The organism is Candidatus Streptomyces philanthi (genome assembly GCF_059553635.1).
The window spans coordinates 14,529-28,091 of the sequence record NZ_JCANQV010000042.1 but is presented as its reverse complement, the minus strand read 5'-3'; the positions used below and the strand labels follow the sequence as shown (position 1 = coordinate 28,091).

At 70.5% G+C, this 13,563-nt stretch carries 13 protein-coding genes; 4 read left to right on the top strand and 9 right to left on the bottom strand.

The window, feature by feature from the left end:
* The coding region (locus AC51EU_RS08020) for a substrate-binding domain-containing protein (protein WP_496265989.1) at positions 1 to 249 on the top strand (249 nt) is incomplete at its 5' end.
* Positions 250 to 307: 58 nt separating this feature from the next.
* On the opposite strand, the gene prcA is transcribed toward AC51EU_RS08020, so the two are convergent.
* The 5 genes from prcA to arc form a co-directional block, all read right to left on the bottom strand.
* On the bottom strand, positions 308 to 1,099 hold the full coding sequence (gene prcA, locus AC51EU_RS08015; protein ID WP_496265988.1) for a proteasome subunit alpha: 792 nt from the start codon (positions 1,097 to 1,099) through the stop codon (positions 308 to 310).
* Between the two features lie 65 nt (positions 1,100 to 1,164).
* Positions 1,165 to 2,010: a proteasome subunit beta gene (prcB, locus tag AC51EU_RS08010; RefSeq protein ID WP_496265986.1), complete on the bottom strand. Its 846-nt coding sequence runs from the start codon at positions 2,008 to 2,010 to the stop codon at positions 1,165 to 1,167.
* A gap of 257 nt (positions 2,011 to 2,267) precedes the next feature.
* Positions 2,268 to 2,483, bottom strand: coding sequence for a ubiquitin-like protein Pup (locus tag AC51EU_RS08005; protein WP_496265985.1), 216 nt, complete (start codon positions 2,481 to 2,483; stop codon positions 2,268 to 2,270).
* A gap of 167 nt (positions 2,484 to 2,650) precedes the next feature.
* Positions 2,651 to 4,162 carry a depupylase/deamidase Dop gene (gene dop / locus AC51EU_RS08000; RefSeq protein WP_496265984.1) on the bottom strand — a complete coding sequence of 504 codons (1,512 nt, stop codon included), beginning with the start codon at positions 4,160 to 4,162 and terminating at the stop codon, positions 2,651 to 2,653.
* Positions 4,163 to 4,404: 242 nt separating this feature from the next.
* A complete protein-coding gene (gene arc / locus AC51EU_RS07995) occupies positions 4,405 to 6,171 on the bottom strand; it encodes a proteasome ATPase (protein ID WP_496265983.1) in 1,767 nt (588 codons plus the stop codon).
* Between the two features lie 252 nt (positions 6,172 to 6,423).
* Here arc and AC51EU_RS07990 point away from each other — a divergent pair, with 252 nt between their 5' ends.
* The gene (locus tag AC51EU_RS07990) at positions 6,424 to 6,720 is read left to right on the top strand and encodes a ferredoxin (RefSeq protein ID WP_496265982.1); all 297 of its coding nucleotides are present in this window, start codon (positions 6,424 to 6,426) and stop codon (positions 6,718 to 6,720) included.
* A gap of 63 nt (positions 6,721 to 6,783) precedes the next feature.
* On the opposite strand, the gene AC51EU_RS07985 is transcribed toward AC51EU_RS07990, so the two are convergent.
* The 3 genes from AC51EU_RS07985 to AC51EU_RS07975 form a co-directional block, all read right to left on the bottom strand.
* Positions 6,784 to 7,356: a hypothetical protein gene (locus AC51EU_RS07985; protein WP_496265981.1), complete on the bottom strand. Its 573-nt coding sequence runs from the start codon at positions 7,354 to 7,356 to the stop codon at positions 6,784 to 6,786.
* A gap of 177 nt (positions 7,357 to 7,533) precedes the next feature.
* Positions 7,534 to 8,448, bottom strand: a complete 915-nt coding sequence (locus AC51EU_RS07980) for a tRNA (adenine-N1)-methyltransferase (RefSeq protein ID WP_496265979.1) — start codon at positions 8,446 to 8,448, stop codon at positions 7,534 to 7,536.
* A gap of 61 nt (positions 8,449 to 8,509) precedes the next feature.
* Positions 8,510 to 9,772 carry a site-2 protease family protein gene (locus AC51EU_RS07975; protein WP_496265978.1) on the bottom strand — a complete coding sequence of 421 codons (1,263 nt, stop codon included), beginning with the start codon at positions 9,770 to 9,772 and terminating at the stop codon, positions 8,510 to 8,512.
* A 176-nt stretch (positions 9,773 to 9,948) separates the two neighbouring features.
* Between AC51EU_RS07975 and AC51EU_RS07970 the strand changes: the two genes are divergently transcribed.
* Together AC51EU_RS07970 and AC51EU_RS07965 are read left to right on the top strand one after the other, a co-directional pair.
* Positions 9,949 to 10,872, top strand: coding sequence for a RecB family exonuclease (locus AC51EU_RS07970; RefSeq protein ID WP_496265977.1), 924 nt, complete (start codon positions 9,949 to 9,951; stop codon positions 10,870 to 10,872).
* A 13-nt stretch (positions 10,873 to 10,885) separates the two neighbouring features.
* Complete coding sequence (locus tag AC51EU_RS07965) at positions 10,886 to 11,557, top strand: response regulator (protein ID WP_496265976.1); 672 nt, start codon at positions 10,886 to 10,888, stop codon at positions 11,555 to 11,557.
* Positions 11,558 to 11,626: 69 nt separating this feature from the next.
* Here the strand turns inward: AC51EU_RS07965 and AC51EU_RS07960 are convergent, their stop codons facing one another.
* The gene (locus tag AC51EU_RS07960; protein ID WP_496265975.1) at positions 11,627 to 13,237 is read right to left on the bottom strand and encodes an ABC transporter substrate-binding protein; all 1,611 of its coding nucleotides are present in this window, start codon (positions 13,235 to 13,237) and stop codon (positions 11,627 to 11,629) included.
* Positions 13,238 to 13,563: the final 326 nt, after the last annotated feature.

Here is a 13,563-nt window from a genome sequence, read left to right as displayed (position 1 = left end):
GCCTGCAAGGCCGTGCGGCGGCTGGGGCTGCGGGTACCGGAGGACGTCTCGGTGACCGGCTTCGACGATCTGGCGCTGGCGGTGGCGGTCGAGCCGGAGCTGACCACCGTGCGGCTGCCCGCCGAGGACTTCGGCGAGGCGGGCATGCGGGCCCTGACCGCGGTGCTCGACGACCGGTCCCCGGCACCCCGCACCCTGCCCGCCACGCTGGTCGTCCGCGGCTCGACCGGGCCGGCCCCGCTGCCGTGACACGGCGCGCCCCGGCGGGAGGGTTCCCGCCGGGGCGCGCCACGAGTGCGAGGCCGTGCTACTCCCCCGCCTCCCGCTCACCGGAGCCGGACGCGTCGGGCGCGGACCCGCCGTCCTTCTCGGGGGTCTCGGGCTCCTGTGCCGTCCCGCCGTCCTCCTCCAGCAGCTGGGAGAGCTGCCGGCCCAGGACGCGCTTGAACTTGCGCTGCTGCGGCCGCGTACGGTCCAGGACCGCGACCTCCAGCTGCTCGGCGGTCAGGGTGCGCGCTCCGCCGTTGGTGTCCCGCGAGAGGGACTCGACCGCCAGCCGCAGGGCCTCGCCCAGCGTCATGCCGTCGCGGTGCCGCTGGTCGAGGTAGCTGCTGATCTGGTCGGCGTTGCCGCCCACCGCGACCGAACCGTGCTCGTCCACGATCGAGCCGTCGTGCGGGAGCCGGTAGATCTGGTCGTCCTCGGGGGCGCTGCCGACCTCGGCGACGATCAGCTCGACCTCGTACGGCTTCTCGGCGGCGCTGGAGAAGATCGTGCCGAGGGTCTGGGCGTAGACGTTCGCCAGGCCGCGGGCGGTGACGTCCTCGCGGTCGTAGGTGTAGCCGCGCAGGTCGGCGTAGCGCACCCCGCCGATCCGCAGGTTCTCGAACTCGTTGTACTTGCCGACCGCGGCGAAGGCGATGCGGTCGTAGATCTCGCTGACCTTGTGCAGGGCCCGGGAGGGATTCTCGGCGACAAAGACCACGCCGTCGGTGTATTGCAGCACCACGACGCTGCGACCGCGGGCGATGCCCTTGCGGGCGTATTCGGCACGGTCGGCCATGGCCTGCTGGGGTGAGACATAAAACGGCGTCGACACCGGTTATCCGTCCCTTTCTGTCAATGGCTCTCTCACTGGCGCGTACATGCGGACCGCCCCGCCGCTCACAGCACCGCGGCGCGCGGGCCGTCGGGCTGCTCCAGACGCCGGTCGTGCACGGCACGGGCGATCTCCGCGACCTCTTCCTCGGCGTACTTGGTGAAGCCGTCCTCGGTGATCACCGTGACGACCGGGAAGATCCGCCGGGCCAGGTCGAGGCCGCCGGTCGCCGAGTCGTCGTCCGCGGCGTCGTAGAGCGCCTGCACGACGGCCGTGACGGCCTGCTGCTGCGTGAGGTCGTCGCGGTAGATCTTCTTGAGCGCGCCGCGGGCGAAGACGGAGCCGGAGCCCGTGGCGGCGAAGCCCTGCTCCTCGGACCGTCCGCCGGTCACGTCGTAGGAGAAGATGCGGCCCTTGCCGCGGTCGACGTCCCAGCCGGCGAACAGCGGCACGATCGCGAGGCCCTGCATGGCCATCCCGAGATTGCCGCGGATCATCGTGGAGAGACGGTTCGCCTTGCCCTCCAGGGAGAGCTGGGCGCCCTCGACCTTCTCGAAGTGCTCCAGTTCCAGCTGGAACAGCTTGACCATCTCGACGGCGAGGCCGGCGGTGCCCGCGATGCCGACCGCGGAGTACTCGTCGGCCGGGAACACCTTCTCTATGTCGCGCTGCGCGATGACGTTGCCCATCGTGGCCCGCCGGTCGCCGGCGAGAACCACACCGCCGGGGAACGACGCCGCCACGATGGTGGTGCCGTGCGGCGCCTCGACGGCGCCCTGTACGGGCGGCAGCGGCCGGTTGCCCGGCAGCAGACCGGGAGCGTGCTCGCCGAGGAAGTCCATGAACGACGAGGATCCAGGCGTCAGGAAGGCAGCTGGCAGACGCCCGGTGCTACGGGTGTTGGCTTCCACACGTTTCCTTCCGGATACTCGGCCGCCCGCCTCCCGGCGGCGGGCCGATACTTGAAAAGTCACCCGTGCCACGGCACGGCCGGTGCACGGTACGTCCCGGACCCTACCCGGACCGGAGCCGTGATCCACACGGGATGCGGGCCCCGGCGACGCCCCTGCCCGGCGGGCGGTGCGCCCGGTGCGGCACGGCGCTCCCCGGACGTGCGGCGGGCGCGGCGCGGGCCCGCCCCGGGGAGCGACGCCCGCGCCGCGGCCGGCTACTCGCCGCCCTTCTGGACGAAGGAACGCACGAAGTCCTCGGCGTTCTCCTCCAGCACGTCGTCGATCTCGTCGAGGACGGAGTCCACGTCGTCCGACAGCTTTTCCTGGCGTTCCTTGAGGTCGTCGGTCGCCTGTGCGTCCGGTGCCTGCTCCTCGACCTCTTCCGTGGCGCGCGTCGCCCTCTGCTGCCCGCCGCTGTCCTTGGTCGCCATATCCCTCACCCCGCTCGGTTCGCCCCGCTCGATGTGACGTTCATGATCAGACCCTACAAGCTGGGTCCGACATCGGCCCCGCACTTGGTGCAACGTCCGGGAGCCACCCCGATGATTCCCGCCACGCGGTGTTTTCAGCCGCCCACCGGCCGCGAATCCCGGGCGGTTCAGTGGCCGGAAAGCACCCTCACCAGGTCCTCCGCCGTGCGGCAGCGGTCCAGGAGGTCCTTGACGTGTTCCTTCGTCCCGCGCAGCGGCTCCAGGGTCGGCACCCGCTGGAGGGAGTCGCGGCCCGGCAGGTCGAAGATCACCGAGTCCCAGGAGGCGGCGGCGACGTCGTCCGCGTACTGCTCCAGGCAGCGGCCGCGGAAGTAGGCGCGGGTGTCCTCCGGCGGCCTGATCCGGGCGGCGTCGACATCGCTCTCGTCCAGCAGCCGCTTCATCCGGCCGCGGGCCGCCAGCCGGTTGTACAGGCCCTTGCCGGGCCGTACGTCGGCGTACTGGAGGTCGACGAGGTGCAGCCGGGCGGCGTCCCAGTCCAGCCCGTCGCGGCGGCGGTAGCCGTCCATCAGCTCGCGCTTGGCGACCCAGTCCAGCTCGCCGGAGAGGCTCATCGGGTCGTTCTCCAGCCGTCCGAGCACGTCCTCCCAGCGGGTGAGCACGTCCTTGGTCTGCTCGTCGGCGTCCGCGCCGTAGCGGTCCTCGACGTATTTGCGGGCCAGCTCGCAGTACTCCATCTGGAGCTGTACGGCGGTGAGGGTGCGGCCGCTGCGGAGGGTGACGAGCCGGCGCAGGGTGGGGTCGTGGGAGACGGCGTGGAGGGTGCGGACGGGCTGGTCGACGGCGAGGTCGACGGCGATGAACCCGTCCTCGATCATGGACAGGACGAGCGCGGTGGTGCCGAGCTTGAGGTAGGTCGAGATCTCCGAGAGGTTCGCGTCGCCGATGATCACGTGGAGCCGGCGGTACTTCTCGGCGTCGGCGTGCGGCTCGTCGCGGGTGTTGATGATGGGGCGCTTGAGGGTCGTCTCCAGGCCGACCTCCACCTCGAAGTAGTCGGCGCGCTGGCTGAGCTGGAAGCCGTGCTCGTGGCCGTCCTGGCCGATGCCGACCCGTCCGGCGCCGGTGACGACCTGGCGGGAGACGAAGAAGGGCGTCAGATGGCGGACGATGTCCGCGAACGGGGTCTCCCGCTTCATCAGGTAGTTCTCGTGCGTCCCGTAGGAGGCGCCCTTGTTGTCGGTGTTGTTCTTGTAGAGCAGGATCGGCTGGGCGCCGGGGACCTGGGCCGCGCGTTCCGCGGCCTCGGCCATGATCCGCTCGCCGGCCTTGTCCCAGAGGACGGCGTCGCGGGGGTTGGTGACCTCCGGGGCGCTGTACTCGGGGTGGGCGTGGTCGACGTAGAGCCGCGCGCCGTTGGTGAGGATCACATTGGCCAGGCCGATGTCCTCGTCGGTGAGCTGGCTGGCGTCGGCGGCCTCCCGGGCGAGGTCGAAGCCGCGGGCGTCCCGCAGCGGGTTCTCCTCCTCGAAGTCCCACCGGGCCCGTCGTGCCCGGTGCATCGCCGCCGCGTAGGCGTTGACGACCTGGGACGAGGTGAGCATGGCATTGGCATTCGGGTGGCCGGGGACGGAGATCCCGTACTCCGTCTCGATCCCCATTACTCGCCGTACGGTCATGCGGCCCTCCTTGCCCGGCGGCGCCCCCGGCCGGGGACGGCGCTCAAGTACCGCTGCGCTCTGGCTCCGTGCGCGCTCCCCGCCCGTGCGCCGCGCAGCGGGGCGGTACCGACGAGCCTAGAGCGCCAGGAGGGCGCTGGGGAGATCATTACAGTCATTGCTCCCGTCCGGTTTTCCCTGGTCCCGGAAATGCCTGCGGCTGCGGACGCCCCGTCCAGGACATCCGCAGCCGGAGAGCGGTGTTACAGGTACTGGCCGGTATTCGCCACCGTGTCGATGGAGCGGCCGGTGTCCGCGCCCTGTTTCCCGGTGACCAGCGTCCGGATGTAGACGATCCGCTCGCCCTTCTTCCCGGAGATCCGGGCCCAGTCGTCCGGGTTGGTGGTGTTCGGAAGGTCCTCGTTCTCCTTGAACTCGTCCACGCATGCCTGGAGGAGGTGGGAGACCCGCAGTCCCTTCTGATTGTGTTCGAGGAATGCCTTGATGGCCATTTTCTTCGCGCGCCCGACGATGTTCTCGATCATGGCGCCGGAATTGAAGTCCTTGAAGTAGAGGACTTCCTTGTCACCGTTGGCGTAGGTGACCTCCAGGAAGCGGTTCTCCTCGGATTCCGCGTACATCTGCTCGACGACCGACTGGATCATGGCGCTGACCGCGGCCCTGGCGGAGCCGCCGTGCTCGGCGAGGTCGTCGGCGTGCAGCGGCAGGGTCTCGGTCAGGTACTTCGAGAAGATGTCCTTGGCGGCCTCCGCGTCCGGACGCTCGATCTTGATCTTCACGTCGAGGCGGCCGGGGCGCAGGATCGCGGGGTCGATCATGTCCTCGCGGTTCGAGGCGCCGATCACGATGACGTTCTCCAGGCCCTCCACGCCGTCGATCTCGGAGAGCAGCTGGGGGACGATGGTGTTCTCGACGTCCGAGCTGACGCCGGAGCCGCGGGTGCGGAAGAGGGAGTCCATCTCGTCGAAGAAGACGATGACGGGGGTGCCCTCGCCGGCCTTCTCCCGGGCCCGCTGGAAGACCAGCCGGATGTGCCGCTCGGTCTCGCCGACGTACTTGTTCAGCAGCTCGGGGCCCTTGATGTTCAGGAAGAAGCTCTTGCCCGCGGGCTGCCCGGTCACCTCGGCGACCTTCTTGGCAAGGGAGTTGGCGACCGCCTTGGCGATGAGGGTCTTGCCGCAGCCGGGCGGGCCGTAGAGCAAGACGCCCTTGGGCGGGCGGAGTTCGTGCTCCTTGAAGAGGTCGGGGTAGAGGTAGGGCAGCTCGACCGCGTCGCGGATCATCTCGATCTGGCCGCCCAGGCCGCCGATCTTGGTGTAGTCGATGTCCGGGACCTCTTCGAGGACCAGTTCCTCGACCTCGCTCTTGGGGATGACCTCGTAGACGTAGCCGGAGCGGGGTTCGAGCAGCAGGGCGTCGCCGGGGCGGACGGTGGCGTCCAGCAGCGGCTCGGCGAGCCGTACCACCCGCTCCTCGTCGGTGTGCCCCACGACCAGGGCGCGCTCGCCGTCCTCCAGGATCTCCTTGAGGGTGACGATGTCCCCGGCGTTCTCGAACTCCATGGCCGCGACCACGTTGAGCGCCTCGTTGAGCATGACCTCCTGGCCGCGCCGGAGGCCGCCGGTCTCGACACTGGGGCTGACGTTCACCCGGAGCTTGCGCCCCCCGGTGAAGATGTCGGCCGTGCCGTCGGTGTTGGCCTGCAGGAAGACGCCGAAGCCGGCCGGCGGCTGGGCGAGCCGGTCGACCTCCTCCTTGAGCGCCACGATCTGGTCGCGGGCCTCGCGGAGCGTGTTGGCGAGCCGCTCGTTCTGCGCGGAGACGCCGGCCAGGTTGGTCTGGAGCTCGACGATCCGCTCTTCGAGGATTCTCGTGTGCCGCGGAGAGTCGGCGAGCTTGCGTCGCAGGACGGCGATCTCCTGCTCAAGATAGGCGACCTGGCCGACGGGATCCTCGGACCCCCGCCCCGGCCGGAAGCCGCGGTTCATGTCGTCGTCGTGGGCTGCCACGGTCCTCACCTCCTCCAAAGGGAGCTGGACGCTTCCTGACCCTACCTGGGCCGGTGCGGGTTGAAACCCCTAGATCGAAAAGACGGTCGGGGTGTGTCCCATCTTCACCCTTGCGCACGTCCGCACACCCAGGGAATACCCACCGAACAACATCGGAAAGCGACCGGTTGTATCGTCGACCCGGTCAACACCCGTCAGAGCTGGCGGCACTGGGGCAGAAATCGACGGACGTACGCAGGAACGGCAGGCGACATGACCGCGCAGGACGACACCAACCCGGAACTTGAGGTCTGGATCGACCAGGACCTGTGCACCGGGGACGGCATCTGTGCGCAGTACGCGCCGGAGGTCTTCGAGCTGGACATCGACGGGCTCGCCTATGTCAAGAGCGCCGACGACGAACTGCTCCAGGAGCCCGGCGCCGTGACACGGGTGCCGCTGCCGCTCCTCAACGACGTCCGCGATTCCGCCAAGGACTGCCCGGGCGACTGCATCCACGTCCGCCGGATCGCGGACAAGGTCGAGGTGTACGGGCCGGACGCGGAGTGATGGGCCCGCGGACGGAGGGTGGCCGGGCCACCGCTCCGCCCACGGGGAACATGGTGTGACGGTTCAGACACCCTGGGTGCCGGCATCGGCGGGGAGTTCGACGAGGACGAACTTCCCGCCTTTCCACTGCCACTTGGCGGCGGTGCGCTCATCGGGGCAGCAGCGCGGGACGTCCGTCGTGGAGTAGCCCAGCAGGGTCGCGGAGACGGCGCCGTCCTTCACCGCGAGGTCCTGGACGCTGAGCCGGCGGGCGGGGTCGAGGAGGGTGGCGGCGACGCGCGGCCCGCCGCCGTCGGCGGAGCGGGCGACGACGTAGACGCCGCTGGGCGGGGTGCCGGTCTCGCTGTGGCAGCGGACGACGGCGACGGTCTCGGCGGTGCCGTCGCCGTCGAGGTCGCCGGACGCCCGCTGGACGATGTCGGGGCGCTGCCCTCCGCAGTCCACCGGGAAGGTGACGTCCCGGGGATCGGGGGCGGCCCCGGAGGTGGCGCGGGTGCCGTGGGTGGTGGCGGTGGCGTCGGGGGGCTGGACGAAGCCCGCGGCCGCGACGACGGCGGCGAGGGCGGTGGCGGTGACGAGCCAGTGCACGGGGCGCGGCTGGGTGTGCGGGAGGTCCTGGCCTGCCAAGGGCTGCACGCGGGGTAACTCCTGTGAAGTTCTGTGCCGGTGGGAGTGCCCAGCATCGTTCCACAGGAAGGGGTGCCGAGGAACCAGCCGGACCCGGGTTTCACGAGGGAGAACGAAGGGGCGCCGCCGGCGGTTCCCGGAGGGAACTCGTCGGCGGCGCCCGGTGGTTCGGTGCCCGTCGGCGGGTCAGCCGCGTTCGGCGGAGGCGGAGCCCGACGCGGAGCCGGGGCCGGTGTAGTCCTCGCCGTACGCGCCCTTGGCGGGGCGGCGGCGGCGCAGCGGCGGTTCGACGCCGTCGGCGAGCCGGCGGGCGGTCAGCAGGAAGCCGGTGTGGCCGATCATGCGGTGGTCGGGGCGGACGGCGAGGCCCTCGACGTGCCAGGTGCGGACCATGGTCTCCCAGGCCGACGGCTCGTTGAAGGTGCCGTGCTCGCGGATCGCCTCGACGGTGCGGGCCAGCTGCGTGGTCGTGGCGACGTACGCGCAGAGGATGCCGCCGGGGACCAGGGCCTTGGAGACGGCCTCCAGGCACTCCCAGGGGGCGAGCATGTCCAGGATGACGCGGTCGACGTCGGTGTCGGAGAGGTTGTCCTGGAGGTCGCCGACGGTGAGCGTCCACGCGGGGTGCGGGCCCCCGAAGTAGCGCTCGACGTTCTGGGTGGCGATCTCGGCGAAGTCGGCGCGGCGCTCGTAGGAGTGCAGCATGCCGTGGTCGCCGATGGCGCGCAGCAGGAAGCTGCTGAGGGAGCCGGACCCGACTCCCGCCTCGACGACCCGGGCCCCCGGGAAGATGTCGGCCATCGCCAGGATCTGCCCCGCGTCCTTGGGGTAGACCACGGCGGCTCCGCGGGGCATGGACAGGACGTAGTCGGGGAGCAGCGGGCGCAGCGCGAGGTAGGCGACGTTCCCTGTGGTACGGACAACACTGCCCTCGGGAGCACCGATCAGCTCGTCGTGGGGGAAGGCTCCCTTGTGGGTGTGGAAGCTTTTCCCCGCTTCGAGCGTGAAGGTGTAGTGGCGTCCCTTGGGGTCGGTGAGCTGGACCTGGTCCCCGACCTTGAAGGGCCCGCGACGGCGGGCGGCACCGGTCGGTTCGGACATGCGACCAGCCTACCGGCCCCGTGGGGCGGCCGGGACCAGCGGGCGGGAGGAGGGGCCCGGGTCAGGAGGTGCGGGCCATGGCGGCGACGAAGGCGCGTTCCACGTCGGCGGTGGCGAGCACCCCGTAGATCTCGCCGGTCTCCTCGACGACGAGGTACTCGGTGGCCGGGGTGGCGCGCAGGAAGTCCAGGAGGTCCTCGCCGGCGAGTTCGGCGGAGACCCGCATGCCGTCCTTGAGGTCCTGGGCGAGGGTGCCGACCGGGACCCAGGGACGGCGGTGGTCGGGGACCCCGGCGATGGCGGCCTCGCGGACGAGGGCGGTGGGCGTGCCCTGGGGGTCGACGACGACCAGGGCGCGGGCGCCCGCGTCGTTGGCGCGGCGCAGCGCCTCGGACAGGGGCGTGTCGGTGCCGACGGGGACGGCGCGGCGGGTCAGGGTGCGGGCCCGCAGGTCGGGGAGGCGTTCGCGCAGGCGGGCCATGCGCAGGCTGTTGCCGGCGCCGGTCCAGATGATCGCGGCGAGGATGGCGGCGAGCAGGGCGTCGGTGAGGGAGTCGGCGTCGCCGATCTCGGCGCGGGCGGTGCCCAGGGCGCCGGTGTGGGTGAGCAGCGGCAGGCCGATGAGGACGGTGACGGCGAGGAAGCGGCCGATCCAGGCGGCGGCGACGGTGCCGCTCATCGGGCGGCCGGTGATCTTCCAGACGACGGCGCGCAGCATCCGGCCGCCGTCGAGGGGCAGGCCGGGCAGCAGGTTGAAGACCGCGACGATGAGGTTGGAGATCATCAGCCCGGCGAGCAGCACGCCCGGTACGGTGCCGGGCTCGGTCAGGTGCATCCCCGCGTAGAAGACACCGGCGAGGACGAGGGAGAGCAGGGGGCCGACGAAGGCGAGGACGAATTCCCGGCCGGGGGTCTCGGCCTCCTTCTCGATCTCCGAGACACCGCCGAAGAACTGGAGCTGGATGCGGCGCACGGGGAGTTTGAAGCGGAGCGCGGCGACGGTGTGGGCGAGTTCGTGGACGAGCACCGAGGCGTAGAAGGCGACGGCGAAGAACAGCGACACCAGGTAGCGGGCGGAGCCCAGCTCGGGCAGCACCTGGTCGAGCTGGCCGCCGAAGACCCAGGTGATCAGGGCGGCGACGAGGAACCAGCTGGGGGCGACGTAGACGGGTACGCCGAAGGGGCGGCCCATGAGGATGCCTCCCCCGCCGCCCTTCTTCCCGCCGCGGCCGGGGTCCTTGTCGTTCCCGTTCCGCTCGGGCGGCTGGGGCGGTCGGTGCCGTGCGGACTCCTGGGGGTCCTGCGGCTTCCCGCTCTCGTCCACGGTGTCCCCTCGTCGAATTGCGGCCTTCGCGCCTGCTCGGCGTGATCTTCCGATCATGCAGGGCGAAGGGTGGTGCCGTCGATGGTATGCGGAATGTGGTGATGACCACGGGTGCGGCCCCCGGAGCGGGCCGGGGTGGCGGGCGATGTCGGTGGCGGGCCGTAGGGTCGTGTGCCATGGGAACGAGCACGGAGAAGGCCGGGGCGGGCACGGCGGCGCCCGGGGAGCGGGACGGCGCGGGAGTGACCGCGGAGCGGCCGCGGGCGCTGTCGCCGTCGCGGGCGGGCGATTTCCTCCAGTGCCCGCTGCTCTACCGCTTCCGCGTGATCGACAAGCTGCCGGAGAAGCCGAGCGCGGCGGCGACGCGGGGCACGGTGGTGCACGCGGTACTTGAACGTCTGTTCGACGCACCGGCGGCGCGGCGTACGGCGCCCGGGGCGCGGGCGATGGTCGCGGGCGAGTGGGAGAAGCTGCTGGCCAAGCGGCCGGAGCTGGCCCGCCTCTTCGAGGACGACACGGACGGGCAGCGCCTGGCGGGCTGGCTCGCGGACGCCGAGGCGCTGGTGGAGCGGTGGTTCACGCTGGAGGACCCGACGCGTCTGGAGCCCGCCGACCGCGAGCTGTACGTGGAAACGGTGCTGGAGTCCGGGCTGCGGCTGCGCGGGTTCATCGACCGGGTGGACGTGGCGCCGACGGGCGAGATACGGCTCGTGGACTACAAGACGGGCAAGGCGCCGCGCCCGCAGTTCGCGGAGAGCGCGCTGTTCCAGATGAAGTTCTACGCCCTGGTGGTGTGGCGGCTGCGCGGTGTGGTGCCGCGCCGGTTGCAGCTGGTGTACCTGGGCAGCGGTGAGGTGCTGACGTACGACCCGGGCGAGGCCGAGCTGCGGGCGGTGGAGCGGAAGCTGCTGGCGTTGTGGGAGGCCATCGAGCTGGCGACGGACAGCGGGGACTGGCGGCCGCGGCCGTCGAAGCTGTGCGGCTGGTGCGACCACCGGGCGCACTGCCCGGAGTTCGGCGGCACTCCCCCGGCCTATCCGCTGCCGGTCCGCCCGGCGGACGGGCAGGTGCCCGCGCAGGGCAGAATGGGGGCGATCTAACGAAGGAGTTGCCGTGGCTATCCGCGTCCTGCTGGTCGACGACCAACCGCTGCTGCGTACGGGTTTCCGGATGATCCTGGAGGCCGAGCAGGACCTGGCGGTCGTGGGCGAGGCCGGTGACGGTCTCCAGGCGCTGGACCAGGTACGCGCGCTCCAGCCCGACGTGGTGCTGATGGACATCCGGATGCCGCGGATGGACGGGGTCGAGGCGACCCGGCAGATCACCGGCCCGTCGAACGACGGCCCGGTGAAGGTGCTGGTGCTGACCACCTTCGACCTGGACGAGTACGTGGTCGAGGCGCTGCGGGCGGGGGCCAGCGGCTTTCTGCTCAAGGACGCGCCGGCCCATGAGCTGGTGCAGGCGATCCGGGTGGTGGCGGCGGGCGAGGCGATGCTCGCGCCGAGCATCACCCGCCGGCTGCTGGACAAGTACGCCGGGCATCTGCCGTCGGGCGAGGAGCCGGTGCCGGACACGCTGCACACCCTCACCGAGCGTGAGGTCGAGGTGCTGAAGCTGGTGGCGCGGGGCCTGTCGAACGCGGAGATCGCGGCGGACCTGTTCGTCAGCGAGACGACGGTCAAGACCCATGTGGGCCATGTGCTGACGAAGCTGGGCCTGCGTGACCGGGTGCAGGCGGCGGTCTACGCGTACGAGAGCGGGCTGGTGCGCCCCGGCGCGCAGTAACCGGGGGTCTCCCCCTCATACGACACAGCACCCCCGCGGCGGACGGCCGCGGGGGTGCTGTGCTGCGTGTCAGTTGGTGCCGACGCCCCGTCCGAGCTCCCAGATCTGGAGCGTGGAGGAGGAGTTGAGCGCCCATTCGACGCCGGTGATGTCGTTGCGGGCGGCGACGTACTGCTTGCCCTGCCACAGCGGGAGGATCGGCACGTCGTCGGCGACGATGTTCTGCGCCTTCTTGAAGTCCGAGGCGGCGGCGTTGCGGTCGCTCTGGCGGCGGGTGGCCGGGATGAGCTGGGACTCGATGGCGGAGTTGCGGTAGGGGGAGCTGAGGAAGTTGCCCTTGCCGAGGAACGGCGCGATGTAGTTGTCGACGTCGGGGATGTCCGGGAACCAGCCCATGCCGTAGACGGCGTACTTGCCCTCGGTGCTGTCGGTGCGGAACTGCTGCCAGTTGTCGACGGCGCGGACGTCGGCGTCGAAGAGCTTGCTGTCGTTCAGCTGCTTCTGGAGGGCGCGGAATTCCTTGCCGGTGCCGGCGCCGTAGTGGTTCTTGGAATACGTCAGCGTGACCTTCACCGGGGTGTGGACACCGGCCTGTTCGAGGATCTTCCGGGCGTTGGGAACGCTGGGATTGCCGTACTTGGTGAAGAAAGAGTTGATGTGACCGGTGAGGCCGGTCGGTACGAGCGAATAGAGCGGGTCGCCGGTGTAGTCGTAGACGTCGCGCACCAGTGCCGCGCGGTTGACGAGCTGGGCCATCGCCTGCCGTACGGCCTTGTCGGAGACCGAGGGGTGGTTGGTGTTGAAGACGAGGTAGCGGATTTCCTGGCCCGGCATCTCCTGGAGGACGAGGTTCTTGTCGTCGGAGTTCTGGAGGCCCTTGACCTGATCGGGCGACAGGCCGCGGTTCATCAGGTCGATCTCACCGGAACGCAGCGCGTGGTCCATGTCCTCGGCGTCGTCGAAGAACCGCATCGCGATCTTGTCGTTCTCGGTCTTGATCCCGCCCTTGTAGTCGGGATTCTTGGTGAAGACGACCTTGGTGACGCGGTTTCCGTTCCGCTCGGCCTTGAGCGTGTACGGGCCGGAGCCGACGGCCTCGAAGCCCTTGAGGAGGCGGTCCTTGGGGTAGACCCGGCTGTCGACGATGGAGGCGGCGGGGGTGGCCAGCTTCTGCGGGAAGGTGGCGTCGGGCTTCTTGAGGTGGAAGACCACCTCCTTGTCGCTCGGCGTCTCCACCGTGTCGATGCCGCTGAGCAGGGAGGACGGGCCGTTCGCGTAGTTGATGGCGGTGACCCGGTCGAAGGACTGCTTGACGTCCCGCGCGGTCACCGGGTGGCCGTTGGAGAACGTGAGACCGCTGCGCAGGGTGCAGCGGTACTGCTCGTTGCGGGTGTCGCGGAACGAACAGGACTCGGCGGCCTCGGGCACCGCCGCGGTGCCGGTCCTCGGCAGCCGCATCAGCGTCTGGAAGACGCCGTGCAGGACGTTCATGCCGTCGATGTCGTACACCTGCGCCGGGTCCAGCGGGGCCGGGGCGTCCTTGGTGGCCTCGATCTGGGTGGCGACGCCGACGACGATCGGGTTGCCGCTTGCGCCCTCGTCACCCGGGCCGCCGCAGGCGGCGAGGGCGGGGGCGAGCAGACCGGCCAGGACCGGCAGCACCAAGGTCTTGCGATTCATCGTCGGCAGGTTCCTTATCCGCGGAGGTGTTGCTCGCGACGAGATTAGTAGGGGTGGTCAGCCGGGTACGGACCCGCCGGAGTTGCAGCGATATCGCCACGGGATAACGGTGCCGGAATGACCGCTATTCGGACGAGGGAACGATTCGTACGTCGCTCCATCAATCCGGACACTTACCCCCGTGCACCTCGCGGAAATGCCCGTGCGGAACACCTGACGGGGCGTCTGTCGACGGCATGGCGCGTGAGAAACGTCACGCGCCCGGAGAGGTGTAGGGGTGCGGGAATTCGACCGTGCATTCGTCACGGAAAATGAGCGCTCCGCTC